Source organism: Massilia sp. 01N417 (assembly GCF_056399645.1).
Map to the genome: position 1 here is coordinate 120941 of NZ_JBFTRS010000019.1, position 24443 is coordinate 145383.

The 24443-nt window shown below is 66.9% G+C and carries 23 protein-coding genes; 15 read left to right on the forward strand and 8 right to left on the reverse strand.

Annotated elements, in window-relative coordinates:
* Positions 1 to 4 precede the first annotated feature (4 nt).
* Positions 5 to 709 carry a hypothetical protein gene (locus AC1DOQ_RS19815; protein ID WP_477368123.1) on the forward strand — a complete coding sequence of 235 codons (705 nt, stop codon included), beginning with the start codon at positions 5 to 7 and terminating at the stop codon, positions 707 to 709.
* A 78-nt stretch (positions 710 to 787) separates the two neighbouring features.
* Here AC1DOQ_RS19815 and AC1DOQ_RS19820 read toward each other — a convergent pair whose 3' ends face one another.
* Positions 788 to 1591 carry a PP2C family protein-serine/threonine phosphatase gene (locus AC1DOQ_RS19820; protein WP_477368126.1) on the reverse strand — a complete coding sequence of 268 codons (804 nt, stop codon included), beginning with the start codon at positions 1589 to 1591 and terminating at the stop codon, positions 788 to 790.
* A 165-nt stretch (positions 1592 to 1756) separates the two neighbouring features.
* Here AC1DOQ_RS19820 and AC1DOQ_RS19825 point away from each other — a divergent pair, with 165 nt between their 5' ends.
* Together AC1DOQ_RS19825 and AC1DOQ_RS19830 are read left to right on the forward strand one after the other, a co-directional pair.
* A complete protein-coding gene (locus tag AC1DOQ_RS19825; protein ID WP_258847070.1) occupies positions 1757 to 1957 on the forward strand; it encodes a YdcH family protein in 201 nt (66 codons plus the stop codon).
* A 46-nt stretch (positions 1958 to 2003) separates the two neighbouring features.
* Positions 2004 to 4097 carry an ATP-dependent DNA helicase gene (locus AC1DOQ_RS19830; RefSeq protein ID WP_477368130.1) on the forward strand — a complete coding sequence of 698 codons (2094 nt, stop codon included), beginning with the start codon at positions 2004 to 2006 and terminating at the stop codon, positions 4095 to 4097.
* A 2-nt stretch (positions 4098 to 4099) separates the two neighbouring features.
* Here the strand turns inward: AC1DOQ_RS19830 and AC1DOQ_RS19835 are convergent, their stop codons facing one another.
* On the reverse strand, positions 4100 to 4789 hold the full coding sequence (locus AC1DOQ_RS19835) for an SOS response-associated peptidase (RefSeq protein ID WP_477368133.1): 690 nt from the start codon (positions 4787 to 4789) through the stop codon (positions 4100 to 4102).
* A gap of 131 nt (positions 4790 to 4920) precedes the next feature.
* Between AC1DOQ_RS19835 and AC1DOQ_RS19840 the strand changes: the two genes are divergently transcribed.
* Positions 4921 to 6402, forward strand: a complete 1482-nt coding sequence (locus AC1DOQ_RS19840) for an alanine/glycine:cation symporter family protein (RefSeq protein ID WP_477368136.1) — start codon at positions 4921 to 4923, stop codon at positions 6400 to 6402.
* 16 nt (positions 6403 to 6418) lie between these two features.
* On the opposite strand, the gene AC1DOQ_RS19845 is transcribed toward AC1DOQ_RS19840, so the two are convergent.
* Together AC1DOQ_RS19845 and AC1DOQ_RS19850 are read right to left on the reverse strand one after the other, a co-directional pair.
* Positions 6419 to 6670: an MbcA/ParS/Xre antitoxin family protein gene (locus AC1DOQ_RS19845; protein WP_477368139.1), complete on the reverse strand. Its 252-nt coding sequence runs from the start codon at positions 6668 to 6670 to the stop codon at positions 6419 to 6421.
* Positions 6667 to 7653 carry an NADPH:quinone oxidoreductase family protein gene (locus AC1DOQ_RS19850; protein WP_477368142.1) on the reverse strand — a complete coding sequence of 329 codons (987 nt, stop codon included), beginning with the start codon at positions 7651 to 7653 and terminating at the stop codon, positions 6667 to 6669. Before AC1DOQ_RS19850 ends, AC1DOQ_RS19845 begins: the two co-directional genes overlap by 4 nt.
* Positions 7654 to 7813: 160 nt before the next feature.
* Here AC1DOQ_RS19850 and AC1DOQ_RS19855 point away from each other — a divergent pair, with 160 nt between their 5' ends.
* From AC1DOQ_RS19855 to rlmD, 7 genes are all read left to right on the forward strand, one after another.
* Positions 7814 to 8422 carry a toll/interleukin-1 receptor domain-containing protein gene (locus AC1DOQ_RS19855; protein WP_477368145.1) on the forward strand — a complete coding sequence of 203 codons (609 nt, stop codon included), beginning with the start codon at positions 7814 to 7816 and terminating at the stop codon, positions 8420 to 8422.
* 8 nt (positions 8423 to 8430) lie between these two features.
* On the forward strand, positions 8431 to 9645 hold the full coding sequence (locus tag AC1DOQ_RS19860; RefSeq protein WP_477368148.1) for a hypothetical protein: 1215 nt from the start codon (positions 8431 to 8433) through the stop codon (positions 9643 to 9645).
* A 144-nt stretch (positions 9646 to 9789) separates the two neighbouring features.
* A complete protein-coding gene (gene surE / locus AC1DOQ_RS19865) occupies positions 9790 to 10527 on the forward strand; it encodes a 5'/3'-nucleotidase SurE (RefSeq protein ID WP_477368150.1) in 738 nt (245 codons plus the stop codon).
* A complete protein-coding gene (locus tag AC1DOQ_RS19870; protein WP_477368153.1) occupies positions 10524 to 11384 on the forward strand; it encodes a protein-L-isoaspartate(D-aspartate) O-methyltransferase in 861 nt (286 codons plus the stop codon). Before surE ends, AC1DOQ_RS19870 begins: the two co-directional genes overlap by 4 nt.
* 34 nt (positions 11385 to 11418) lie before the next feature.
* Positions 11419 to 12336: a peptidoglycan DD-metalloendopeptidase family protein gene (locus AC1DOQ_RS19875; protein ID WP_477368156.1), complete on the forward strand. Its 918-nt coding sequence runs from the start codon at positions 11419 to 11421 to the stop codon at positions 12334 to 12336.
* A 9-nt stretch (positions 12337 to 12345) separates the two neighbouring features.
* Entirely contained in the window at positions 12346 to 13371 is a 1026-nt protein-coding gene (gene rpoS, locus AC1DOQ_RS19880; RefSeq protein ID WP_477368159.1) for an RNA polymerase sigma factor RpoS, read from the forward strand.
* A gap of 91 nt (positions 13372 to 13462) precedes the next feature.
* A complete protein-coding gene (gene rlmD, locus AC1DOQ_RS19885; RefSeq protein ID WP_477368162.1) occupies positions 13463 to 14875 on the forward strand; it encodes a 23S rRNA (uracil(1939)-C(5))-methyltransferase RlmD in 1413 nt (470 codons plus the stop codon).
* A gap of 72 nt (positions 14876 to 14947) precedes the next feature.
* On the opposite strand, the gene AC1DOQ_RS19890 is transcribed toward rlmD, so the two are convergent.
* The 4 genes from AC1DOQ_RS19890 to AC1DOQ_RS19905 form a co-directional block, all read right to left on the reverse strand.
* Positions 14948 to 17608: a hybrid sensor histidine kinase/response regulator gene (locus AC1DOQ_RS19890; RefSeq protein ID WP_477368165.1), complete on the reverse strand. Its 2661-nt coding sequence runs from the start codon at positions 17606 to 17608 to the stop codon at positions 14948 to 14950.
* A gap of 104 nt (positions 17609 to 17712) precedes the next feature.
* The gene (locus AC1DOQ_RS19895; RefSeq protein ID WP_477368168.1) at positions 17713 to 19746 is read right to left on the reverse strand and encodes a TonB-dependent receptor; all 2034 of its coding nucleotides are present in this window, start codon (positions 19744 to 19746) and stop codon (positions 17713 to 17715) included.
* A gap of 84 nt (positions 19747 to 19830) precedes the next feature.
* The gene (locus AC1DOQ_RS19900) at positions 19831 to 20175 is read right to left on the reverse strand and encodes a DUF2946 family protein (RefSeq protein ID WP_477368171.1); all 345 of its coding nucleotides are present in this window, start codon (positions 20173 to 20175) and stop codon (positions 19831 to 19833) included.
* Between the two features lie 65 nt (positions 20176 to 20240).
* On the reverse strand, positions 20241 to 20924 hold the full coding sequence (locus AC1DOQ_RS19905; protein ID WP_477368174.1) for a Bax inhibitor-1/YccA family protein: 684 nt from the start codon (positions 20922 to 20924) through the stop codon (positions 20241 to 20243).
* 268 nt (positions 20925 to 21192) lie between these two features.
* Between AC1DOQ_RS19905 and ndk the strand changes: the two genes are divergently transcribed.
* The 4 genes from ndk to AC1DOQ_RS19925 all read left to right on the forward strand — a co-directional run.
* The gene (ndk, locus tag AC1DOQ_RS19910) at positions 21193 to 21618 is read left to right on the forward strand and encodes a nucleoside-diphosphate kinase (protein ID WP_258847086.1); all 426 of its coding nucleotides are present in this window, start codon (positions 21193 to 21195) and stop codon (positions 21616 to 21618) included.
* A gap of 149 nt (positions 21619 to 21767) precedes the next feature.
* Positions 21768 to 22937 carry a dual-specificity RNA methyltransferase RlmN gene (gene rlmN, locus AC1DOQ_RS19915; protein ID WP_477368178.1) on the forward strand — a complete coding sequence of 390 codons (1170 nt, stop codon included), beginning with the start codon at positions 21768 to 21770 and terminating at the stop codon, positions 22935 to 22937.
* Positions 22934 to 23746, forward strand: coding sequence for a type IV pilus biogenesis/stability protein PilW (gene pilW / locus AC1DOQ_RS19920; protein WP_477368181.1), 813 nt, complete (start codon positions 22934 to 22936; stop codon positions 23744 to 23746). Before rlmN ends, pilW begins: the two co-directional genes overlap by 4 nt.
* Position 23747: 1 nt before the next feature.
* The coding region (locus tag AC1DOQ_RS19925) for a helix-turn-helix domain-containing protein (protein ID WP_477368184.1) at positions 23748 to 24443 on the forward strand (696 nt) is incomplete at its 3' end.

Genomic DNA, 24443 nt, shown 5'->3' on the forward strand with positions numbered 1-24443 from the left:
GAAGATGAAAGCTCATCCGTTCATGCGCCGCGCCGTCCTCGGCGTCCAGGGAGCCCTGCTGTGCACCCTGCTGGCCGCCTGCGCCGCCAACCGCCCGGCGCCGCGCGAAATGCCGCCGCCGCCGGTGACCTCCGTGGCCCAGGCCGACCAGCAACTGGCCGCCGTGGCCCGCGAACGCGCGATCATCGAGTCGCGCTTCGCCGAGCGCGAGCGGGTCTGCTACGACAAGTTCTTCGTGAACCGCTGCCTGGACGAAGCCAAGGAACAGCACCGCACCGCCCTGGCGGCCCAGCGCGCGATCGAGGTGCAGGCCGAGCGCTTCAAGCGCCAGGCCGCGGTCGACGAGCGCGACCGCAAGCTGGCCGAGGCGGACAAGCGCTACCGCGAAGAGGAAGCCCGCATGGCGACCCAGGCGCCGCCGCCGCCGAAGACCGTGGAGGAAGCGCCGCCGCCGCGCGCGCCCACGGTGCCGGGCCGCATCGCCGAGCGCGACGCCCGCCTGAAGGCCGCCCAGGCCAAGGAAGCCGCCGGCGCATCCAGGCGCGCCCAGAGCGTGCGCGACTTCGAACGCCGCAAGGCCGAGTCGGAGGAGCGCCAGCGCGAAGTCGCGCGCAAGAAGGCGGAGCGGGCGGCGAAGGCCGCCAGGAAGGCCGAGGAAGACAAGGCCAAGGCGGCCAAGACGCCGGCCCCGGCCCCGGCCGCGCAATGAACGGGTAGGTGGGCACCCCGTGCCCGCCGTACGTATTGCCGTTTGCCGTAGGGTGGGCACACCGTGCCCACGCGCACATTACACCGCGCGTTTAAGCTTCTGCACCGTGTAATTACCCGCTTCCTGAGGCGGCTGTACCAGCTTGAGGATCGCCATGGTGCAATTGCCGCCCTTGCCCTGCGAGCGCTCGCCGGCCTTGTTGATCAGCATCTCGGCCGCCTGGCGCGGCGTTGCCCGCGAGGTGGCGGCGCCCAGTTCCGCATCGGTGAAGAAATGCCACAAGCCGTCCGACGCCAGCAGGAAGACGTCGCCCGCGGCCAGGCCCGTATGGTGGCCGACGGTGACGTAAGGATCCTTGCGGCCATTGCCAAGTACGTTCACCAGCAGCTTGGACTTCCGGTGGTTCTTTGCCGCGTCGGGCGGCAGGCGGTCGCTCGAGACCAGGTGCTCGACATAGGCGGCGTCGTTGGTGCGTGCCAGGCAGGCACCGTTCTGGAAGTGGTAGAGGCGGGAATCGCCGACGTGCGCCCAGACGGCTTCGCCATGCGGGCTCAGGAGCAGGCCGACGAAACTGGCGTGGGCATCGAGCTGATGGCTGACCGCGTTCATCTTGATCACCAGGTGGGTCTCCTGCACGATATCGCGCAGCAGTTGCTCCAAACGCTGGACGGCAGGACCGTCGCCGGGCTTGAACAGGTCGAACACCTGCTTGGCCGTGTGCAACACCTGTTCCGAAGCGGCCGCGCCGGCAATGCCGTCGGACAGCACCGCCAGCACGTATCCGGGAGCGCGGGCGCCCGTCATCAGGGCGACCCGATCGTTCTGCTGCGGACGGTTGCCGATGTGCTGCGCGGTTCCCGCTTCTAACTTGTATGAACTCATAAACGTGGCTTTCCGATACCGGCGTGCCGATCTTTGTTGGCGGCAACGTCGGCGTAGATTAAACTATGCACTGGTTTGCACTACAGTTGCAAGCCGTAACGAAGAATCACGACGATTCGCGTCCTCCCACCCCAGCATCAGCCCTTTAGTTCGGAAATGTCCACTATGATCGACGTCCAGGAGATCCAGCGCCGTATTATTGAACTCGACGTGGAACATCGCGACCTCGACGCCGTCATCGACATGCTGACCCGCGACGGTCATTCCGACCAGTTGCAGCTGCGCCGTCTGAAGAAGCGCAAGCTGCAGCTGAAGGATCACATCACTTTGCTGAAAATGCAGTTGGTGCCGGACGTGCCGGCGTAAGCTGGCGGTTTTACCCTTTCCGACGACTTTGACCGATCACCTGCCCATGCCCGGCCTCGATGCCGAGGCCACTCCCGCCGACGCCGCCGCAGCGCTTCCCGCCGATTCCTCCGCCGAGTCCGGCGCCGAGTCGCATGTACCTGCTGCGCCTGGTAAATACGACGCCGAGATCGACCGCATCTTCGGCCCGAACGGCCCGCTCGCGCCCGCCGTCGGCAGCTTCAAGCCGCGCCAGTCGCAGACCGAGATGGCGAAGGCGATCGCCGATGCCATCGGCAACCAGGGCACCCTCATCGCCGAGGCCGGCACGGGAACCGGCAAGACCTTTGCCTACCTGGTGCCGACCCTGCTGTGGGGCGGCAAGACCATCATCTCGACCGGCACCAAGAACCTGCAGGACCAGCTGTTCTCGCGCGACATCCCGAACGTGCGCCAGGCCCTGCGCGCGCCGGTCTCGGTGGCCCTGCTGAAGGGCCGCGCCAACTACGTCTGCCACTACCACCTCGAGCGCACGCTGCAGAACGGCCGCCTGACCTCGCGCGACGACGTCGGCCACCTGCGCGAGATCTCGCGCTTCATCAAGATGAGCAACTCGGGCGACAAGGCCGAGCTGGCCAAGGTGCCCGAGACCGCCTCCGTGTGGAACCTGGTGACCTCGACCCGCGAAAATTGCGTCGGCCAGGAATGCCAGTACTACCAGGACTGCTTCGTGATGAAGGCGCGCCGCGAGGCCCAGCAGGCCGACGTGGTGGTGGTCAACCACCACCTGTTCTTCGCCGACGTCGCCCTGAAAGAGGGCGGCATGGCCGAACTGCTGCCGTCGGCGAACACCATCGTCTTCGACGAGGCCCACCAGCTGCCGGAAGTCGCGACCCTGTTCTTCGGCACCACGGTGTCGACCTCCCAGGTGCTGGAACTGTGCCGCGACGTGCTGGCCGAAGGCCTCGCCCACGCGCGCGGCGGCCCGGACTGGGCCAAGGTCGTGATGGTGGTCGAGAAGGCCGCGCGCGACCTGCGCCTGACTTTCCCGGAAGGCGGCACCCGCCTGTCGCTGCCGCAGATCCCTCCGAGCTCGGATTTCTTCCCGGCCCTGGAAAAGCTGAAGGAAGAACTGGAAGGCATGGTCGACGTGCTCGAAGCAAACGCCGAGCGCGCCGAGACCATCGAGCAGTGCCGCGTGCGCGCGGTGGAACTGCTGGACAACTTCAAGGACTGGAAGCAGGCGCCGGTCAAGAAAGACCCGAAGGAAAAGGATTACAGCCAGTTCGGCGGCGCCGACGCCGTGCTGTGGGTCGAGGCCTTCTCGTCCTCGCTACAGCTGCACAAGACCCCGCTGTCGATCGCGCCGATCTTCGCCGGCCAGCGCGCAGGCACGCCGCGCAGCTGGATCTTCACTTCCGCCACCCTGGCGGTGAAGAGCGACTTCAAGCACTTCACCTCGCAGATGGGCATGACCGGCGAACCGGCGCGCACCTGGCCCAGCCCCTTCAATTACCAGGAGCAGGGCATCCTGTACGTGCCGACCGGCCTGCCGGAACCGAACACCTTCGGCTACACCGACGCGGTGGTCGACATGGCGCTGCCGGTGATCGAGGCGGCCGGCGGGCGCTGCTTCTTCCTGTGCACGACGATCCGCGCGGTGAACCGCGTGGCCGAGCGCCTGCGCGAGGAATTCGCCGCGCGCGGCCTGGAGTTCCCGCTGTTCGTGCAGGGCGAGCGCGGCCGCACCGAGCTGCTGGACTCCTTCCGCAACGCAGGCAACGCCGTGCTGGTGGGCAGCCAGAGCTTCTGGGAAGGCGTGGACGTGCGCGGCGAGGCGCTGTCGCTGGTCATCATCGACAAGCTGCCCTTCGCCCCGCCGGACGATCCGGTGCTGGCGGCGCGCATCGAGGTGATGGAAAAGAAGGGCATGAACGGCTTCGTCCACCACACCTTGCCGGAAGCGATCATCAACCTGAAGCAGGGCGCCGGCCGCCTGATCCGCGACGTCGACGACCGCGGCGTGCTGATGCTGTGCGACCCGCGCGTGATCAGCAAGCCCTATGGCCGCCGCATCTGGCAGAGCCTGCCGCCGTTCCGCCGTACGCGGGTGCAGGCGGACGTCATCGAGTTTTTCAGGCAGCCGAAACCGGACGCGTGACGTCAGAACAGCGATCCCGTCTCCGGCACCACCACCTTCTTCGCCCGCGGCGCCGCCGGCGCCGCCCACGCCTTCATCCGCTCGGCCGGATAATGCCGCAGGAAGCTGCGCGCCAGTTCCGGATCGCGGCAGGCCAGCCAGGCATCCACGTCCCCAGGCGGCAGCACCACCAGCGCGCGCTTCTCGTCGCCCGGCTTGTGGAAGCGCTTCATCAGCGGGTGCTCGTCGGCGTTGATGGTGATCTGGGTAAAGGAGGTCGCCACCTTGCCGTCCATCTCGCGCCACTCGCGCCACAGTCCGGCCACGAAGAAGGGCGTTTCGTCGGCCATGCCGATGCCGTAGCGCTCGGCCTTTCCGCTTTCGTAGTTCGGTTCGTAGAAGCAGGTCATCGGCACCGCGCACAGCTGGGTGCGATGCCAGGCGGGCGCGAAGGAACGCTTCTCGCCGATCGACTCGGCGCGCGCATTCATGGTATCGAAGACCTTCACGCCGGCCGGGATGTGGCGGCGCGGGACCATGCCGTAGCTGGCCAGGCTCAGCATGCGCTGGTTGTTCGCATCCGTGCGCACGATGGGCGCCAGGTAGTCTTTCCAGGTTTCGGTGGGCCAGTCCCAGTCCCTGTACAAATCGACCAGGGTGCCGAGGACCATGTCCAGCTGTTCGGGCAGGGGAGGGCGGTAGTTGACGCACATGATGACGCCATCATAGCAGGGCGGCGCCCGGCGGGAAAAAGTGATAGGCAGGCTCAGGCGCTTCGGGTATCTTGTAGCCAATTGTTGCATATACAACTTTGTAACGATCTCAAGCCAAGGAGACACTATCGATGAATGAGTTGGTCAACGCCATCAACGGCTACGTCTGGAGCCCGGCCCTGATTGCCCTCTGCCTGGGCGCCGGCCTGTATTTCTCGGTCCGTTCGCGCTTCCTGCAGGTGCGCCACATGCGCGAGATGACGCGGCTGATGATGGAAGGTAAAAGTTCGGACCAGGGCGTGTCCTCCTTCCAGGCGCTGGCGATGACCCTGGCGGGCCGGGTCGGCACCGGCAACATCGCCGGCGTCGCCACCGCCATCACCTTCGGCGGCCCCGGCGCCGTGTTCTGGATGTGGGCGGTCGCCTTCCTCGGCGCCAGCTCGGCCTTCGTCGAATCGACCCTGGGCCAGGTCTACAAGGAACAGATCAACCGCGAGTACCGCGGCGGTCCGGCCTTCTACATCGAGAAGGGACTGGGCGTGAAATGGTATGCCTGGCTGTTCGCGGTGGTGACCGTGGTGGCCACCGGCCTGCTGCTGCCCGGGGTGCAGGCGAACTCGATCGCCGACGGCCTCAAGACCGCGGTCGGCATCGACCCGAACGTCACCGCCGCCGGCCTGGCGATCGTGCTCGGTTTCATCATCTTCGGCGGCGTCAAGCGCATCGCCCACTTCGCCGAAATCGTCGTGCCCTTCATGGCGCTGGCCTACATCATCGTCGCCGTGGTCATCATCTTCCTGAACATCGGCCAGCTGCCGCATGTGATGAAGCTGATCTTCAGCTCGGCCTTCGGCCTGGACGCCGGCTTCGGCGCCATCATCGGCATGGCGATCCAGTGGGGCGTCAAGCGCGGCGTGTATTCGAACGAGGCGGGGCAGGGCACCGGCCCGCATGCCTCCTCGGCCGCCGAGGTCAGCCACCCGGCCAAGCAAGGGCTGGTGCAGGGCTTCTCGGTGTATATCGACACCCTGTTCGTGTGCTCGGCCACCGCCTTCATGCTCTTGATTACCGGCCAGTACAACGTCGAACGTGCCGACGGCAGCCACATCTACCAGGGCGTGCGGGGCGTGGCGGCCGGTCCGGGCTATGTGCAGACCGCGCTGGAAAACGTGCTGCCGGGCTTCGGTTCGATCTTCGTCGCGCTGGCCCTGCTGTTCTTCGCCTTCACGACCATCGTCGCCTACTACTACATCGCCGAAACCAATATCGCCTACATCAACCGCCACACGCCGCGCCCCTGGATGAACGTCCTGCTGAAGGTCGTGATCATCGGCGCCACCGTGTACGGTACGGTGAAGACGGCCGACGTCGCCTGGGCGATGGGCGACCTGGGCGTGGGCCTGATGGCCTGGCTGAACATCGTCGCCATCCTGTTGATGCGCAACACCGCCTTCAAGTGCCTGCGCGACTACGAGGCGCAGAAGGCGCTCGGGAAGGATCCGGAATTCGATCCGGTGGCGCTGGGCATCCCCAACGCCCACTACTGGGAAAAGCGCGCCGCCGAGCTGCGCCAGCGCGAAGTCCGGGTCCGCGAGGCGGCCCCGGCCGAATAAGCGCGGGCGCCGGCGCTCAGGCCTTGAGGGTGCGCACGTGGGCGAGCACCTCGTCCACACGGCCCTCGTTCACCAGCTGGGCCGGCGTACGGCCCTCGAATGCGGCGAGCGGCGCTTCCATCCAGGCGCTGGCGGCATCGTCGCCGCCCAGCACGGCGCGCACCGCGTGCATGACCGTGTAATAGGCCTGGGCCTTGCGCGACTGCTGTTCGAAGCGGGCGCGCAGGGCGGCCAGGCTGTCGGGGTTCAATTGTTCGTCCTTGCTCATCGTCCTTCCTCCGGTACGATCACGACCTTGCCCGTGACCTTGCGTTCGGCCATGTCGTTCAAGGCGGTCGCGGTATCGGCCAGCGCGTAGCGGCGCGATACCAGCGGGCGCAGCTTGCCTTCCGCCATCCAGCCCAGCATCTGGCGCATCGCCGCCAGGTTGGCCTGCGGCTCGCGGCGCACGAAGTCGCCCCAGAACACGCCGACCACCGAGGCGCCTTTCAGCAGCATCAGGTTCCACGGCAGTTTCGGGATCTCGCCGTTGGCGAATCCCACCACCAGGTGGCGTCCGCGCCAGGCGATCGAACGCAGCGCCGGCTCGCTGTAGACGCCGCCGACCGGATCGTAGACCACGTCCGGGCCGCGGCCACCGGTGGCGGCCTTGATCGCTTCGCGCAGGTCTTCCTTGCCGTAGTCGATCAGGACGTCGGCGCCGTGGGCCTTGCACACCGCCAGCTTTTCGGGGCTGGAAGCGGCCGCGATCACGCGCGCGCCGAGGGCCTTGCCGATCTCGATCGCCGCCAGGCCGACGCCGCCGGCCGCGCCCAGCACCAGCATGGTCTCGCCGGTTTGGAGTCCCCCGCGGTCGACGATCGCGTGGTGCGAGGTGCCGTAGGTGAGGGTGATGGCGGCGGCGACGTCGAAGTCCATGTCGGCCGGCATCGGCATCAGCATCTCGCTCGGGGCCAGGGCCTGCTCGGCGAAGGCGCCGGTGCGGGTGAAACCGATCACGCGGTCGCCCGGTTGATACGCAGTGACGCCGTCGCCGACCGCGCGCACGATGCCGGCAAATTCATTGCCCGGGGTGAAGGGGAGCGCCGGCTTCACCTGGTACTTGCCCTGCACGGTCAGCACGTCCGGGAAGTTGACGCCGGCCGCCTTCACGTCGACCACCACCTGTCCCGCTGCCGGAACCAGGTCCGCACGTTCTTCCACCACCAGGCTGTCCGGTGGGCCCCACGCCTTGCAGACGACGGCTTTCATTTGATTCTCCTGTTCGATGCCACTTCAAAGTCGGGATTATGCCGCAAGGCACGACGGCCGAGGCTGGCGGGGCGCTTGTGCTTCCACAACATGCGGGATGCATGGCTTGCTAGAGTCAGCAGGGTCCGCTGCCGGTGGCGGCGATGAAAGGGAATAGGGAATGTCGATCCGTTACGGCTGTTTCTTCAGCTATGCCCATGGGCGGCACGAGCTCATGCAGCGCTTCAAGGCCACCCTGGCGGACGCCTTGCGCTGCTATCTGGAACCCTACTTCGACCACGAAGATGAACTCTTCGTCGATACCGAACAGCTCGGCGGCGGCGACGACCTCGACCGCAAGATCGCACGCGCGATGTGCGAGAGCGTCTGCATGATCCTGATTTACACCCCCAAGTACGAAGCCCATGCCTACACGCGGCGCGAGTACGCCGCCATGCGCCAGCTGGAGATCGAGCGCGGCAAGTGGTATGCGCTGCCCAGCCACCTGATCATTCCCGTCATCATGACCCAGCATCCGGAGCAATTGCCCCGGGAGATCACGGAGTCCAGCTTCTACGTCGATTTTTCCCGCTTCACGATGGCGACCGGCGACCTGAAATCGAATCCCGACTTCCTGCCCGACATCGACAAGATGGTCCGGCGCATCGTCGCGCATTACCAGTGCCTGAAAAAAAACATGCCGCAGGAGCATGACTGCAACCATTTCATGCTCCCCGATGTCCCACCCCCATGGCGCGAGATCACGGATACCACCTTTCCCAAAAAATGAGGAGAAACATGGATACCAACCGCATCACCGCTGCGCCGGCCGTGGCCGGCGAGGTGACGACGTTTTACGCCTATGATGGCGCGGGCGCGCGTAGTCGCGCGCTTGCTCATGCCGCCTGGCTATTGTCTGGGAGAAATCATGCAAAAAAACCCGTGCTGATGATCGACTGGGACCTCGAAGCGCCCGGCCTGCACCACTATTTTTCCGGCGGCCGGCCGCACCACGAACGCCAGGGCGTGCTCGAGCTGTTCGAGGCGTGCCGCGAGCAGCTGCGGGTCCCCGGGCGGGTGCCGCCCGACGAGGCCCGCGAGCTGGCCGAGCGCGTGCTCGACGGCCTCGACTGGGACAGCTACCTCGAAAGAGTCGACGACAGCCGCCCCCTGTACCTGATGCGCGCCGGCCGCTTCGACGACAGCTACGGCGAACGGGTCGACCGGCTCGACTGGGATGCGCTGTTCTGCGCCTGCCCGGCCCTGTTCCGCAGCTTTGCCGCCCACCTGACGCGGCGCTTCCCCCACGTGCTGGTGGATTGCCGCAGCGGCCGCTCGGCCGCCACCAGCGTCTGCACGGCGCTGCTGCCCGACAGGATGGTCGGGCTGTTCACGCCCGAACCGCGCAGCCTGGAAGGCCTGGAGGGCGTGGTGCGGCGCGCCCTCGACTACCGCTGCAGCCACGAGGACGAGCAGCGGCCGCTGATGGTCTACCCGCTGCCCAGTCCGCCGGACGGCGGCGTCGAGGAACGCCTCGGCTGGCGCCATGGCGATGCCCGCCAGGACGGCGCCGGCTACCAGGCGGTGCTCGAAAAGCTGCTGGGCGAATGCTATGGCCTGGACGGCATCGCCCTCGACAGCTATCTCGACGAGGTGCAGCTGCCGGCCGCCAGCCTGGGCGAGGCCCGCCTGTACGACGCGCGCGGCACCGAACGCGACCGGCTGGGCCCGGTGCGCAGCATCGAGACGCTGCTCGAATGGATGGAGCCAGGCCATTTTCCGTGGCGGCCGCTGGCCGAGGTGCGCCTGGTGCAGGCGGTCGAGGCCCTGCGCGAGCGCGCCGGCGACACCCAGGCGCCGCCGCTGGCGCGCGAACTGGCGCGCCTGGGCCAGCTCTACCTGGGCCAGCAGGGCGACGAACTGGAAGCCGCGCGCCGCCTCGAACAGCATGTGATCGCGCTCGAAGAGGGACTGCATGCGATGGAAGAGGGCAGGCGGCCGGTCCGCAACTGAGCCCGCGGCGGGGCGCGCTTGTGGCGCATGCGCGACGGCAAGCCGCGCCGGCGCCGGGAAGGCGACGCCGTCGTCATCCCGATGAGCAATAAATGTGCAGCTGCGGTCGTCGATACAGCCGTTGCTTCGGGTAAAATCGCACGCATGCGAATCCTTATCAGTAACGACGACGGTTATCTCGCGCCTGGCATCCAGGCGCTGGCCGATGCGCTCGCCGGCATTGCCGACATCGTGGTGGTCGCTCCCGACAGCAATCGCTCGGGCGCGTCCAACTCGCTGTCGCTCGACCGGCCGCTGTCGGTGTCGAAAGCTGCGAACGGTTTCTATTTCGTCAACGGCACTCCGACCGACTGCGTGCACATCGCGCTGACCGGGATGCTGGACCAGCGTCCCGACCTGGTCGTTTCCGGCATCAACAACGGCCAGAACATGGGCGACGACACCCTGTATTCCGGCACTGTGGCGGCCGCGACCGAGGCTTATCTGTTTGGTATCCCGGCGATCGCCTTTTCCCAGGTCCACTCCGGCTGGTCCGAAGTCGAGTCGGCCGCGCGCGTGGCCCGCGACATCGTGCTGCGCCGCTTCGAGACGCTCGAAGCCCCCTTCCTGCTGAACGTGAACATCCCGAACCTGCCGTATGAGCAGATGGGGCCGCTGACCGCGACCCGCCTCGGGCGCCGCCACCAGGCCGAACCGGTGATCCGCGCCCAGGATCCGCGCGGCCGCGAGATCTTCTGGATCGGTGCGCCGGGCGCCTGCCGCGATGCCGGCGAGGGCACCGATTTCCATGCCACCAGCCAGGGACGGGTGTCGATCACGCCCCTGCAGGTCGACCTGACCCACCGCGAACAACTGGCCTCGCTGCGAGGATGGCTGGAATGAGCGAAAAGCGCAGCAATTTCCCCTTGCCGCTGTCTTCGGTGACCAGCCCCGCGACCCGCAAGCCGGTGGCGCCGGGGCCGATGGCGACCCCGCAGACGGCCACCCAGAACGCCCGTACCAGCCAGGCCCAGGCGCGACCGGCGCCGCCACCCCCGCGTCCGGCCCAGCCCGGCAACGCCCCCCAGGTCACGCCCCAGCAGACGCTGGCGCGCTCCGACCTCGCCGCCACCGAGGCGCCGCGGCGGGCGATGGCGGCCCACGTCGCGCGCCAGGGCGTCAAGGACCGGCAGGTGCTGGGCGCGCTGGAAATCATGCCGCGCCATATGTTCATCGAACCGGCCCTGCTGGGCCAGGCTTATGCGGACGTTTCGCTGCCGATCGGCCATAATCAGACGATTTCGCAGCCGTATATCGTCGCCCGCATGATCGAGTTGCTCAAAGGTAGCGGCCAGCCGCTGCGCCGCGTGCTCGAGATCGGCACAGGCTGCGGCTACCAGGCGGCGGTCTTGTCCTGCGTGGCCCAGGAGGTGTATTCGATCGAGCGCATCAAGCCGCTGCACGAGCTGGCCAAGGCCAATCTGCGGCCCTTGCGCATCCCTAATCTGCGCTTGCACTATGGAGATGGTATGCTTGGGCTCCCGCAGGTTGCTCCCTTTAACGGCATCATCCTGGCGGCGGCCGGTCTCGAGGTGCCCCGCGCACTGCTCGAGCAGCTGGCCATCGGCGCCTGTCTGGTGGCGCCCGTCGGCGCGCAGGTCCAGCACCTGCAGCGCATCACCCGCACCGGCACATCGGAATGGGCCAGCGAGACGCTGGAAGCCTGCCATTTTGTCCCGCTGCGGCCAGGCATCGTATGAGAATGCCAGAAAGTCGTAACAGAATTAGATGAGAATGAAACCAACAACCCGCCTAGCCCTGCTGACCGTCAGTATCGTGCTGAGCGCCTGCAGTACCGAAACCCGCCAGGCGCCCGTGATCGACCGTCCGGCCCCGGTCGCCGCCAACAAGAATCCGCGTCCGCATCCGGCAACCCCGCTGGCGCCGGCCTCCGACGAACCGAAGGCCGACGCCCGCGGTACCTATACCGTGCGCAAGGGCGATACCCTGCTGCGCATCGCGCTCGACTTCGGCCAGAACTACCGCGACCTGGTCGCCTGGAACAACCTGGCCGATCCGGACGACATCAAGGTCGGCCAGGTGCTGCGCGTGACGCCCCAGGACCGCAACGGCGGCGCCATCGCCGGCACCAACCCGATCACCATGCCGGGCGCCGACAAGACCCCGGCGCCGCCAAAGAAGACCACCCCGCGCGGCGACAAGAAGGCCTACAGCGAAGGCGGCCTGGCCGATGCCAAGGACGACAATCCGGGCGTGAATCCGAAGGCGACCGAGCGTCCGTCCGGCCCGGTGACCGGAAGCACCGTCACCGCCAGCGACGACGAGAAGCTGAGCTGGATGTGGCCGTCCGACGGCAAGATCATCGCCACTTTCGACGAAGGCAAGAACAAGGGCATCGATATCGCCGGCAAGCTGGGCCAGCAGGTGATGGCGGCCGGTTCCGGGAAGGTAATGTACGCGGGCAGCGGTATCCGCGGATATGGTAATCTCGTGATTGTTAAGCACAGCAACAGCCTGCTGTCGGCGTATGCGCACAATCGTACGATCGTGGTCAAGGAAGGTCAGAGCGTGACCAAGGGCCAGGTGATCGCCGAGATGGGCGATTCCGATGCCGACACGGTCAAATTGCATTTCGAGATACGCCAGCAGGGCAAGCCGGTCGACCCGTCGAAGTTCCTGCCCAGTCGTTAGCGAGGACCAATGACGCTGCCGCCCGACCCGATGGACCAGGAAATGCCGGACAATGCGCCGGAAGAGGTGCCGGAGGAAGCGCTGGGCGACAGCGACTTCGGCGCCGAGGGCGGCGAACACCCCGGCATCCTGGCCGAAGGGCCGGCAGCGGCGCCGCCCGATGCGGCGGACGAGCTCAAGAGCGTGCTGCAGGCCGAGCTCTCCACCGACACCACCCAGCACTACCTGAACCGGATCGGCACCAAGCCCCTGCTCGGTGCCGAGCAGGAGGTGCATTACGCGACCCTGGCCAAGGCCGGAGATTTTGCCGCCCGGCAAAAAATGATCGAGCACAACCTGCGCCTCGTGGTCTCGATCGCCAAGCATTACATCAACCGCGGCGTGGTCCTGCTCGACCTGATCGAGGAGGGCAACATCGGCCTGATGCGCGCCATCGACAAGTTCGAGCCGGAGCGCGGGTTCCGTTTCTCGACCTACGCGACCTGGTGGATCCGCCAGAGCATCGAGCGCGCCATCATGAACCAGGCCCGCACGGTGCGCCTGCCGGTGCACATGGTGCGCGAGCTGAACCAGGTGCTGCGCGCCAAATACCACCTCGAAGCCCAGCACCACGACGGCAAGGAAGCCAGCGCCGAGGACATCGCCAGCCTGGTCGGCCGTCCGGTGGAAGAGGTGCAGGACATCATGGCGCTGTCCGAACACGCGGCCTCGCTCGACGCCCCGCTCGACAACGATCCCCAGACCAGCCTGATGGACATGCTGCCGGACGAGGGCGACGTCAGCCCCGACGCCCGCGCCGAGCACCACGAGATGACCGTGCTGGTGCGCGACTGGCTGCAGAAGCTGCCGGACAAGCAGCGCGTGGTCGTGATGCGCCGCTTCGGCCTCGACAACGACGACCCCGCGACCCTGGAAACCCTGGCCGAAGAGATGGGCGTGACGCGCGAACGGGTGCGCCAGATCCAGCAGGAAGCCCTCGTCAAGCTGAAGCGGGCCATGGCTGCCCGTGGCGTGGTGCGCGATTCCTTGCTATGATGTTCGGCTTTCCCTGAACTGCCGGCGGCCTAATTTTCCGTCGTTCCCGCCTGCGCGGGGATGGCGTTGTTCTTTGCTTTCTTCTATTCCCATGCAAGAAACCTTCATCAACATCAAATCCCTCGACATGGACGCGCGCGGCGTCGGCCACCTGGAGAACGAGGACGGCACACCGGGCAAGGTGATCTTCGTCGAAGGCGCGCTGCCCGGCGAGACGGTCAGCTTCGAAACCCTGCGCAAGAAGAAGAACTGGGAATCGGGCCGCATGGTCACCCTGAAGAAGGCCACGTCGATGCGGGTCGAACCGAAGTGCCCGCACTTCTGGCATTGCGGCGGCTGCTCGATGCAGCACCTGGAGCCGAGCGCCCAGGTGGCGATGAAGCAGCGCGTGCTCGAGGATAACCTCTGGCACATCGGCAAGACCCGGGCCGAGAACATCATGCGCCCGATGTACGGCCCGACCTGGGGCTACCGCTACCGCGCGCGCCTGTCGGTGCGCCATGTGGCGAAGAAGGGCGGCATGCTGGTCGGCTTCCACGAGCGCCATTCCAGCTACGTGGCCGACATGACCAGCTGCGAGATCGTGCCGCCGCATGTGTCGAAGATGCTGGTGCCGCTGCGCGAGCTGATCGCTTCGCTGTCGATCTACCAGCAGATGCCGCAGATCGAGCTTGCCGTGGGCGAAGAGAGCACCGTGCTGGTGCTGCGCATCATGGCGCCGCTCAGCGCCAACGACGAACAGCTGGTCAAGGCCTTCGCCGACCAGTGGAACGTCGAATGGTGGCTGCAGCCGAAAGGGCCGGATACCGCCTATCCCTACTACCCGAAGAAGAAAGAGCTGTACTACACGCTGCCGGAATTCGGCATCCGCATGCCGTTCAAGCCGACCGACTTCACCCAGGTGAACCACCAGATCAACCGCCTGCTGGTGCACAAGGCCCTGACCCTGCTCGAGGTGCAGAAGGAAGATCGCGTGGCCGACCTGTTCTGCGGCCTCGGCAACTTCACGCTGCCGCTGGCAACCCAGGCGCGCGAAGTGGTCGGCATCGAAGGCAGCACCGCGCTGACCACCCGCGCGCTGGAAAACGCCCGCGCCAACGGCCTGGACGCGAAGACCAGCTTCTCGACCCGCAACCTGTTCGAAGTGACCAAGGACGACCTGGTCGCGCTGGGCAAGTTCGACCGCATGCTGGTCGACCCGCCGCGCGACGGCGCAGTGGCGCTGGCCATCGCCCTGGCCGAGCTGCGCCTGACGCATCCGGAGCTGATGCCGAAGCGGATCGTGTACGTGTCCTGCAGCCCGTCCACGCTGGCGCGCGACACCGGCATCCTGACCCACCGCGCCGGCTACAAGATGAGCAAGGCGGGGGTGGCGAACATGTTCCCGCATACCTCGCACGTGGAGTCGATCGGGGTGTTCGACCTGGTCGAGGATTTCGTGCCTCGGGAGTTCCAGGTGGCCGAGCAGCAGGGGCAGCAGGAGCCGCAGCAGGACGCTCAGTAATAGCGCAAACCAAGGTCATTCCCGCGAAAGCGGGGATGACGAGCAATGCACGGAACGACGGCAGTGCGCCTGTCAGCGCCTGGCCGTCACCCCGCCCAAAGCCCCCAGCAAGGCCTCTGCATCCACCGGCTTGACGAAGTAGCGGTCGAACCCCGCCCCTGTCGCATCCTCGCGGTCCGACTGCTGGCCGTAGCCGGAAATCGCCATCAGCACCACGTGCTCGTTGCCCGGCACCCGGCGCAGGCGGCGCGCCAGTTCGACGCCGCTCATGCCCGGCAGGCCGATGTCGAGCAGGAAGACGTCGAAGCGCTCGTCGCCGGCACGGACCAGCGCTTCCAGCGGGTCGTGCATCACCGTCACCGTGTGGCCGCTCGATTCCAGCAGCAGACCCAGGGTCATGGCCGCGTCCTCGTTGTCGTCCACCAGCATCAGCCTCAGGCCGCGCGCCTCGTCGGCCGCGGCGGCGGGCATGGCGGGCAGGGTGCCCGCAGACGATTCCTTGCAGTCCAGGCGCGGCAGCCGCACCGTGAATTCGGTGCCCATATTGCGGCCCTCGCTGCTGGCGGTCACCATCCCGCCGTGCAGCTCGACCAGGCTCTTCACCAGCGCCAGGCCCAGGCCCAGGCCGCCCTGGGAACGGTCCGGCGTGCGCTCGGCCTGGGAGAACAGGTCGAACACGGTCGGCAGCAGGTCGGCCGGGATGCCGATGCCGTTGTCCTTCACGCTGACCAGCACGTGCTCGGCGGAGGCGCCCATCCACACGCCGACCACGCCGCCCTCGGGCGTGTACTTGGCGGCGTTGTTGAGCAGGTTGGCCAGCACCTGCACCAGGCGCTTGGTATCGCCTTCGACGAAGGCGGGGCCGATGTCCGGCGCCAGGTCGAGCGTCAGCCGGTGGCGGCGCGCTTCGATCAGCGGGCGCACCTGCTCGACCGCGTCGTCGATCACGCAGCGCAGGTCGACCTGGTCGCGTGCCAGCACCACCAGGCCGCGGGTCACGCGCGAGACGTCCAGCAGGTCGTCGATCAGTTCGGTCATGTGCGCCACCTGGCGCGCGATGATGGCGCTGGTGCGCTCCACGCGGGCGCTGTCGGGCGGACCCATGTTCAGCAGCTGGGCGGCGGCCGAGATCGGCGCCAGCGGGTTTCTCAGTTCGTGCGCCAGCATCGCCAGGAACTCGTCCTTGCGGCGGTCTGCCAGGCGCAGCGCCTCCTCGGCGCGCACGCGCTCGAGCGCGCTCCAGGAGCGCTCGGCCACGTCCTCGATCAGGCGCACGATGTCGGCGCTCCAGACCCGCGGCAGGTTGTCGTTGATGAACAGGCAGGTGGTCAGGGCGCCGTTGCGGTGCACCGGCACTACCACCGCCGAACGGATCTGCAGCGAGGCGAAGGTGGGCCAGGTGTCCGGTCCACCGGTGCGCGGGTCGCGCTGCACGTCGCTCGCCACCATGGTCGAGCCCTGGACCAGCGGGGCGAAGTTGGCGGCGCCGAACAGGGCTGCCGGAAAAGTGCCGCTGAGTTCGGGAACGATGCCGTCGGTGTAGTTCGAATGGAAGGTGACGAGCTGGCGGTCGGCGTCGTAGTCGCCGTACAGCACCCGGCTGGCCTGCAGGAAGCGGCCCAGCATGGCGCTGGTCTGGAGGAAGATCTGGCCCGGGTCGTCGAGGCGCCGCAGCAGGTCGGCCAGCTCGAGCCGGAACTCGTTCATGTCCAGCAGCGTGGTCTGACGCGCCACCGCGTTGCGCAGCGCCTGCTCGGCCGACATGCGGTCCAGCGCTTCCCAGCTGCGCTCGGCGATGTCGGCGGCCAGCTTGCATTCTTCCTCGTCCCAACCGCGCTCGCTGGCCGAGTAGCCGACCAGGGCCGCCTGCAGCTGGCCGCGGCGCAGGCGCGGCAGCGCCAAGATCGCGCGCGCACCGGCCGCCGCGTAGCGCTCGCCGTGCTCGGGCACGCGCGGGTCGCTGGTGGTGTCGCGGATCGCCAGCGGCGCGCCGGTGCGCAGCAGCGCCAGCGCGGCCGGGCCGAAGTCGCGGATGCGGGCCCGCCTGCCGCCGAGCGCGGAGACACCGTCGCGCGCCCAGTCGTGCACGACCTCGAAGCCGGCCCCGGTGCCGTCGCCTTCGACATAACAGGCGTGGTCGAGCTCGAGGTGCTTGCCGAGCATCGCACAGGCACACTCGACGATATCGGAGGGGTGGTGCAGGCGGCGCAGGCTGTCGACCACCTGCAGCTGCACCGCGTGGCGCCGTTCCAGCTGCACGCGCGGGGTGGTCTCGCTGATCACGCACAGGAAGCCGCGCACCGCGCCGGCACAATCGCGCACGGGCGAATAGGCGAGCGTGAACCAGCCGCGGTAGGGCTTGCCGGCGCGCCGGATCGTCAGCGGCAGGTCTTCGCCGTAGGTGGAATGGCCGCCCAGGGCGCGTTCGGCCAGCGGCTTGATGGCCGGCCATTGATCGGGCCAGACCTCGAGCAGCGGCGCGCCCAGCGTGGACGGATGCCTGCCGTCCAGCAGGGAGATATAGGCGGCGTTGTACAGCATGATGAGGCGCGGGCCCCATGCGATGTACATCGGAAATTCGGATTCCAGGATCAGGCTGACCGCATTCCGCAGGGCCGGATCCCAATGGTCGGGCTGGCCGAGCGGCGAGCCCGACCAGTCATGCAGGTGGTACCCGGCGCGCACGGCGCCGGAGGTGTCGAGGAGATGAAAGTCGCGCGTAGCCGCTTCCATGCTGATCGCCTTCGAGTCCGAAAGTGGTCATTCTATGCGCAAATGCATTAGCTGGAACGCGGCTGAGAAAAAATACATTTTCCGCCGACTAATGGAAATTTCCCTTAGAAATGTGCCCGCACGCCGAACACCAGATTGCGCCCCGGCAGCGGCGAAATGTCCTTCAGCAGCGACGTCGACAGGCGGACGTCCTGGTTCAGCAGGTTCTTCGCCAGCACGAACCAGGTCAGGTCCATCTTGTCGAGCTTCTGGGTGTAGGAGAGGTTGGCGTCGACCAGGTTGTAGGCCGGCGTCGGCGTATCCTCGAAGGCCGCCAGCCGCTCCTGGCCGCGCGCATGGGTCCACGACAGTCCGGCGCGCCAGTCGGCCTGGCGGTAGCCGATGCTGGCGCCGATGCGGTCGGCCGGCTGCAGCGGCAGGTTCTCGCCGTTGTCGAGTTTGCCACGCGAGCCGTCGGCGAACAGGCGGCCGTTCCAGCCCATGCCCACCGCGTTCCAGGTCAGCTCGGCTTCCGCGCCCTGGATGTGGGCCGGGGCCTGCTGGAACAGGCGCTGGCGGAATTCGCCGCCGGGCAGGCCGTCCGCGTCGAGTTCGAGATCGGTGATGTGGCCGTAGATGAAATCGGACACGTTGTTGCGGAACAGGTTGGCCTTCCAGCGCAGCAGGCCGGTGTCCTTCTGCAGCGAGAGTTCGATGTTGCGCGAGACTTCCTTCTTCAGGTTGGCATCGCCGACGTCGAAGGTGAGGGTGGCGTCGTGCGGGCCGCCCGAGTACAGCTCGTCGGTGGCCGGCGCGCGCTGGGCATACGACAGGGTCGCGCCGACGCTGTAGCCCTTCATGAAGGGCCACAGGGCGCCGACCGAGCCGGAACCCAGGTTGAAGCTGCGTTCGAGGTTGCCGACCGGTTCGCGGCGCACGTTCTCGTAGCGCGCGCCGGCGTTCACGCGCACGGGGCCGATCGCCGTCTCTTCGACCAGGAAGGCGGCCTGGGAGGTCGAGTGGGTGACCGGCACGGTGTCGGGACCGCCGGCCGCCGAGAGCGCCGAGAAGTGGGTGTTCTCCGTCTGCGCGCCGAAGGTGCCGTGGAAACCGAGGCCGCCGACCTTGATCGGCTTGTGGGTCAGCTCGAGGCGCGATTCGAAGGAGCGGTTCTTGAAGATGACTTCCGGCGCCATGTCCGCGCCCAGCTCGGCGTGGCGGTAGTCGGTGAAGCCGGCCTTGAAGCGCGCGCTCTCGAAGCCTTCGAAGGGCTCGTGCACCAGGCTGTCGAAGTCGTAGCGGTTCTGGCGCTGGTCGATGCGCGAGCCTTCCGCGCTCGGGATGCCGTAGTTGTTCGACAGGTGGTTCGCCGACACGCCCACATAGCCCCAGTCGCGGATATAGGAGGCGCCGGCGCCGATGCTGCGCTCGCTGGTATCGCTGTCCGGCAGGCGGCCGCCGGTGGACGTGGGATCGTTCAGCACGCGGTTGCCGGGGATCTTGTAGTCGTTGGTGTCACGCCAGTTGCCGTCGATGTGCATGCCGACGTGGCCGACCGCGCCGTCCATCGAGCCGGACACGTTGCGGCTGTTGTCGACGCTGCCGTAGCGGGTCTCGAGCTGGCCGGTCGGCTTGTCTTCCAGCGCGGTCGGGATGCGCTCGTTGACCACGTTGACCAGGCCGCCGATCGCGCCGGAGCCGTAGAGCAGGGCGGCCGGGCCGCGCAGGATCTCGATCTGGCGCGCCACCGCGCCTTCGGAGGCGACCGCATGGTCGTTCGACAGGCCGGACACGTCCGAGGTGGCCATGCCGTTTTCCAGCATCTTCACGCGCGAGCCTTCCATGCCGCGGATGATGGGACGCGAGGCGCCGGCGCCGAAGGCCGAGGCGGACACGCCGAGCTCGTTCTGCAGGGTCTCGCCGAGCGAGCTGCCGACCTTGTCGCGCAGCTCGTCGCCGGCCAGCACCTTGGCCGGGGTCAGGATCTGGTCGCCCTCGCCGCTGCGCAGCGGATTGGCGGTGACCACCACCTGCTGCACCTTGCCGTTATTGATGGCCTGGCCGCCGTCGGGCGTTTCCTGGCCCTGGGCTTGGGCGAAGGCTGGGGAATAGGCGAACAGGATCGCGCTGGCGATCAGCGTCGGTTGAATCTTTTTCATTTGTTTGAAACCTCGAGCGAATGGATAACGTTCCGCGCTGCCGGGCACAGGCGCGGCAGGACGGTTGAAGCAAAGGGAGCGTTATCAGGCTCGGGGCGGGCCGCGCTGCTGGAAGGGGCAGGCCGCCAGCAGGCAGATGCCGGGCGTCGGTGCGAGGCTGGGAACCGCGTACGCGAGCTCGGCGGGAACGAATTGCCGGACCGTCGCCGGCAGGGCAAAGGCGACCTGGGCACTGGCCGCGCACTGGCCGCACTGGTCGTGCAGGACCGGCTTGGTCGGTTTGCCGCCGTTGCCGTCGGGGTCGTAGGCGCTCTCTTGCGCCAGCGATTCCTTGACGTCGTTCCAGTGTGAGTAGGCATGGCCGAGCGACAGCTGCTGCGAAACGAGCAGCAGCAGCGACAGTAATACATGGACCAGGCTACGTGACATCCAATTATTGTACAAAAAAAACCGGCCTCTGAGGCCGGTCTCTTTTCAGGCGATCGGGAAGACGATCAATCCCTGCTGCCGAAGCCGATGCCGAGGAGGCGCAGCAGGGCGGTGAAGATGTTGTACAGATCCAGGTAGATCGACAGGGTGGCGCTGATGTAGTTGGTTTCGCCGCCGTTGATCACGCGCTGCACGTCATAGATCAGCCATGCCGAGAAAATACCCATCGCCATCACCAGCACCACCAGTTGCAGCGCGCTCAGCTGCAGGAAGATGTTGGCGACCGAGGCCAGGATCAGCACGATGGTGCCGGCGAACAGCCAGCTGCCCATGCCCGAGAAATCGCGCTTCGAGACGGTGGCGATGGTCGCCATGGCCGCGAAGATGACGGCGGTGCCGCCGACCGCGCCCATGATCAGTGCGCCGCCGTTGGCGAAGCCCAGGGTGTAGCGCAGCAGCGGGGTCAGCATCAGGCCCATGAAGAAGGTGAAGCCGAGCAGCACCGGCACGCCGGCCGCCGAGTTCTTGGTCTTCTCGATGGCGAAGATGAAGCCGAAGGCGACTGCCAGGAACAGCAGGGCGCCGAGGCCGCCGCCCATGATCGGCATGTGGGTCGTCAGGCCGATATAGGCGCCGAACACGGTGGGGACCATCGACAGCGCGAGCAGCCAGTAGGTATTGCGCAGCACGCGGTGGCGGACGGCGCGGCCGGCCGAGACGTCATAGGTTTTCTGCAGATTGGGAATCATATTGCCTCCGGGTGAAGAACTTCTGTCGTGTCCAATATGGGGACGTTTCCCGTCCGTTAAAGACCTTGCCTGGCGCCGCTTAAGGCCGGGTTAAGGCCGGGGCAAGGCCGCGATATGGACGAGTATTTATCACCGCCACTGTAACACCTGCAATGCCGGCCTCGCAATATCGGCCAGCCTCCGGATATATGGTAAAATCGAAGGTTGATTGAGTTCCGATGTTCTCGCGAATTTCTTTATCTAAACCTTTATTTTCATTGGAGTTTATATGGCAATCGAACGCACCCTGTCGATCATCAAGCCGGACGCAGTTGCAAAAAACGTTATCGGTCAAATCTATAGCCGTTTCGAAGGCGCTGGCCTGAAGATCGTCGCAGCCCGCATGGCCCAGCTGTCGCGCGCTGAAGCGGAAGGCTTCTACGCCGTCCACAAGGAGCGTCCGTTCTTCAAGGATCTGGTCGACTTCATGGTCTCCGGTCCGGTCATGATCCAGGTGCTGGAAGGCGAAGGCGCGATTGCCAAGAACCGCGAACTGATGGGCGCCACCGACCCGAAGAAGGCCGACAAGGGCACCATCCGCGCCGACTTCGCCGACTCGATCGACGCCAACGCCGTGCACGGTTCGGACGCTGCCGAAACCGCCGCAGTCGAAATCGCCTACTACTTCCCGGCGCTGAACGTCTACTCGCGCTAATTGTAAGTACGCGAAAAAATTTCGCGCTCTGGCGGTCTGCTGCGTTAAGCTGCATACCCACCCGTAGTAACCCGCTCGCCCATGCTCGCCCGCCACTGTGTGGCGGGCCCCGGCGGGCGGGACTCATTTAGAAGATACAGGATTCAAAGATGGCAACTCTCACCAACCTGCTGGACTTCGATCCCGCGCAGCTCGTCGCTTACTGCGCCGAGCTGGGGGAGAAGCCATTCCGCGCCAAGCAGCTGCAGCGCTGGATCCACCAGTTCGGCGTGTCGAATTTCGACGACATGACCGACCTCGCCAAGTCGCTGCGCGAAAAGCTGAAGACCCGCGCCGAAGTCCGCGCGCCGGCCGTCATCAGCGACCACACTTCGAGCGACGGTACCCGCAAATGGCTGGTCGACGTCGGCAACGGCAACGCGGTCGAGACCGTGTTCATCCCGGAAGAGACGCGCGGCACGCTGTGCATCAGCACCCAGGCCGGCTGCGCCGTCAACTGCCGCTTCTGCTCGACCGGCAAGCAGGGCTTCAACCGCAACCTGAGCGTGGCCGAGATCATCGGCCAGCTGTGGATGGCCGAGTTCGAACTGCGCAAGACCAAGGGCATCGAAGGCGGCCCGAAAGGCGAGCGCCAGATCACCAACGTGGTGATGATGGGCATGGGCGAGCCGCTGCTGAACTTCGAGCCGACCGTCACCGCGCTCAAGCTGATGCTGGACGATAACGCCTACGGCCTGTCGCGCCGCCGCGTGACCGTCTCGACCTCGGGCGTGGTGCCGAACATGGACAAGCTGAGCCAGGAATGCCCGGTGGCGCTGGCCGTCTCGCTGCACGGCTCGAACGACCCGCTGCGCGACATGCTGGTCCCGCTGAACAAGAAATACCCGCTGCGCGAGCTGATGGCCGCGTGCAAGCGCTACCTGGAGTTCGCGCCGCGCGACTTCATCACTTTCGAGTACTGCATGCTCGACGGCGTCAACGACACCGACGAGCACGCGCGCGAGCTGATCGCCCTGGTCAACGATCCGGTGGTCGGCGTCTCGTGCAAGTTCAACCTGATTCCGTTCAATCCCTTCCCGGAATCGGGCCTGGTGCGCTCGAAGAACCCGCGCATCAAGGCCTTCGCCCAGATCCTGATGGACGCGGGCCTGGTCACCACCATCCGCAAGACCCGCGGCGACGACATCGACGCCGCCTGCGGCCAGCTGGCGGGCGAGGTCAAGGACCGTACCCGTGTCAACGAGCGGATGAGCAAGATGGCGGAGTACCAGCAGAAGTTCGGTCCGAATTTCGGCAAGATCGTGGAGATCCCTTCTTGAAGCCGGTGCTGGCCGCATCCGTCAACGCGATTGCCGGCGCGCTTGCGCTGGCCCTGCTGGCCGGCTGCGCCGGCGCGGGTGGCGATGCGCCGCGCGAACTCAAGACGGCATCCGACCAGACCGCCGCCGAAAAGCGCGCCCAGATCCGCCTGCAGCTGGCGGTCGGCTATTACCAGGACCGCAAGTACGAGATCGCCCTCGACGAGGTCAAGCAGGCGATCGCCGCCGCGCCGGACTTTGCCGACGCCTACGGCTTCCGCGCCCTGATCTACACGGCGATGGGCGAGAACGCGCTGGCCGACGAGAACTACCGCCATGCCCTGCGCCTGGCGCCGCGCAATCCCGACCTGGCCAACAACTACGGCCTGTTCCTGTGCGATGCCGGCGGCAGGCCCGACCAGGCGCTCGGCTTCTTCGAGTCGGCGCTGAAGAACCCGCAGTACCGCTCGCCGGCGAAAGCGCTGACGAATGCCGGCAACTGCAGTCTAAAACTGAAGAATACCGACGCGGCCGAACGCTACCTGCTCGAGGCCCTGCGTTACGAACCCGAGCTGCCGGCCATCCAGGCCGGCCTGGCAAGGGTGTATTTCGAGCGGCGCGACTATACCCGCGCCGGGTTTTTCATCAACCGCCTGACGGACGCAGCGAAGCTCGAGTCGCTGTCGGCCGACGTGCTGTGGCTGGCCGTCCGGGTCAAGCACATGCTGGGCGACCGGGCCACGGAAGCCACCCTCGCGGCACAGCTGCGCAAGCGCTTCCCCGGCTCGGCCGAGTACGCAGCATTCGAGCGCGGTGCATTTAACGAGTGAGATGACGACGATGAGTTCCGAGCGCGCAGAAGAGCCGACGACGCCCGCCAGCCAGCATGAGATCCCGGGCAAGGTGCTGGCCGCCCAGCGCGAAGCGATGGGTTGGACCGTGGAGCAGGTGGCCGACCAGCTGAAACTGGCCGTGCGCCAGGTGGTGGCGCTGGAGGCCGGCGATTATGCCTCGCTGCCGAGCCCTGCCGTGACGCGCGGCTTCGTGCGCGCCTATGCCAAGCTGATGAAACTCGATCCGGCGCCGCTGGTCGCGCAGATCGCGATCGACACGCCGGCCCCGGCCGAAGCCAACCCGGCCGCGGTGCGCCGCCCGAGCCCGGCTTCGTTCTCGCAGGCGAAGTTCCCCTCGCACGGCAAGCGTTCCTCGCTGCCGCTGGGCTGGATCGCCGGCGCCGTGGCGGTGGTCGCCGTCGCCGGCGCGGCCTGGCACTTCGGCCTGGTCCCGGGCGGCAAGCATGCCGAATCCGCCGGCGTGGCCAAGCCGGAAGTGGCGCATGGCGCCTCCGCCGACGCCGTTGGCGGCAGCTCGACCGAGACCCTGCAGAATCCCGCGGTGCCGCTGATTTCGGTGCCGGGCGCCGTCGTGAATGCGCCGGCCAGCACCGCCACCGGCGCGCCGCCGACCACCAGCTCGACCGCCCAGCTGAGCGCCCCGCCGGCCAGTCCGGCGACCACGCAGGCGCCG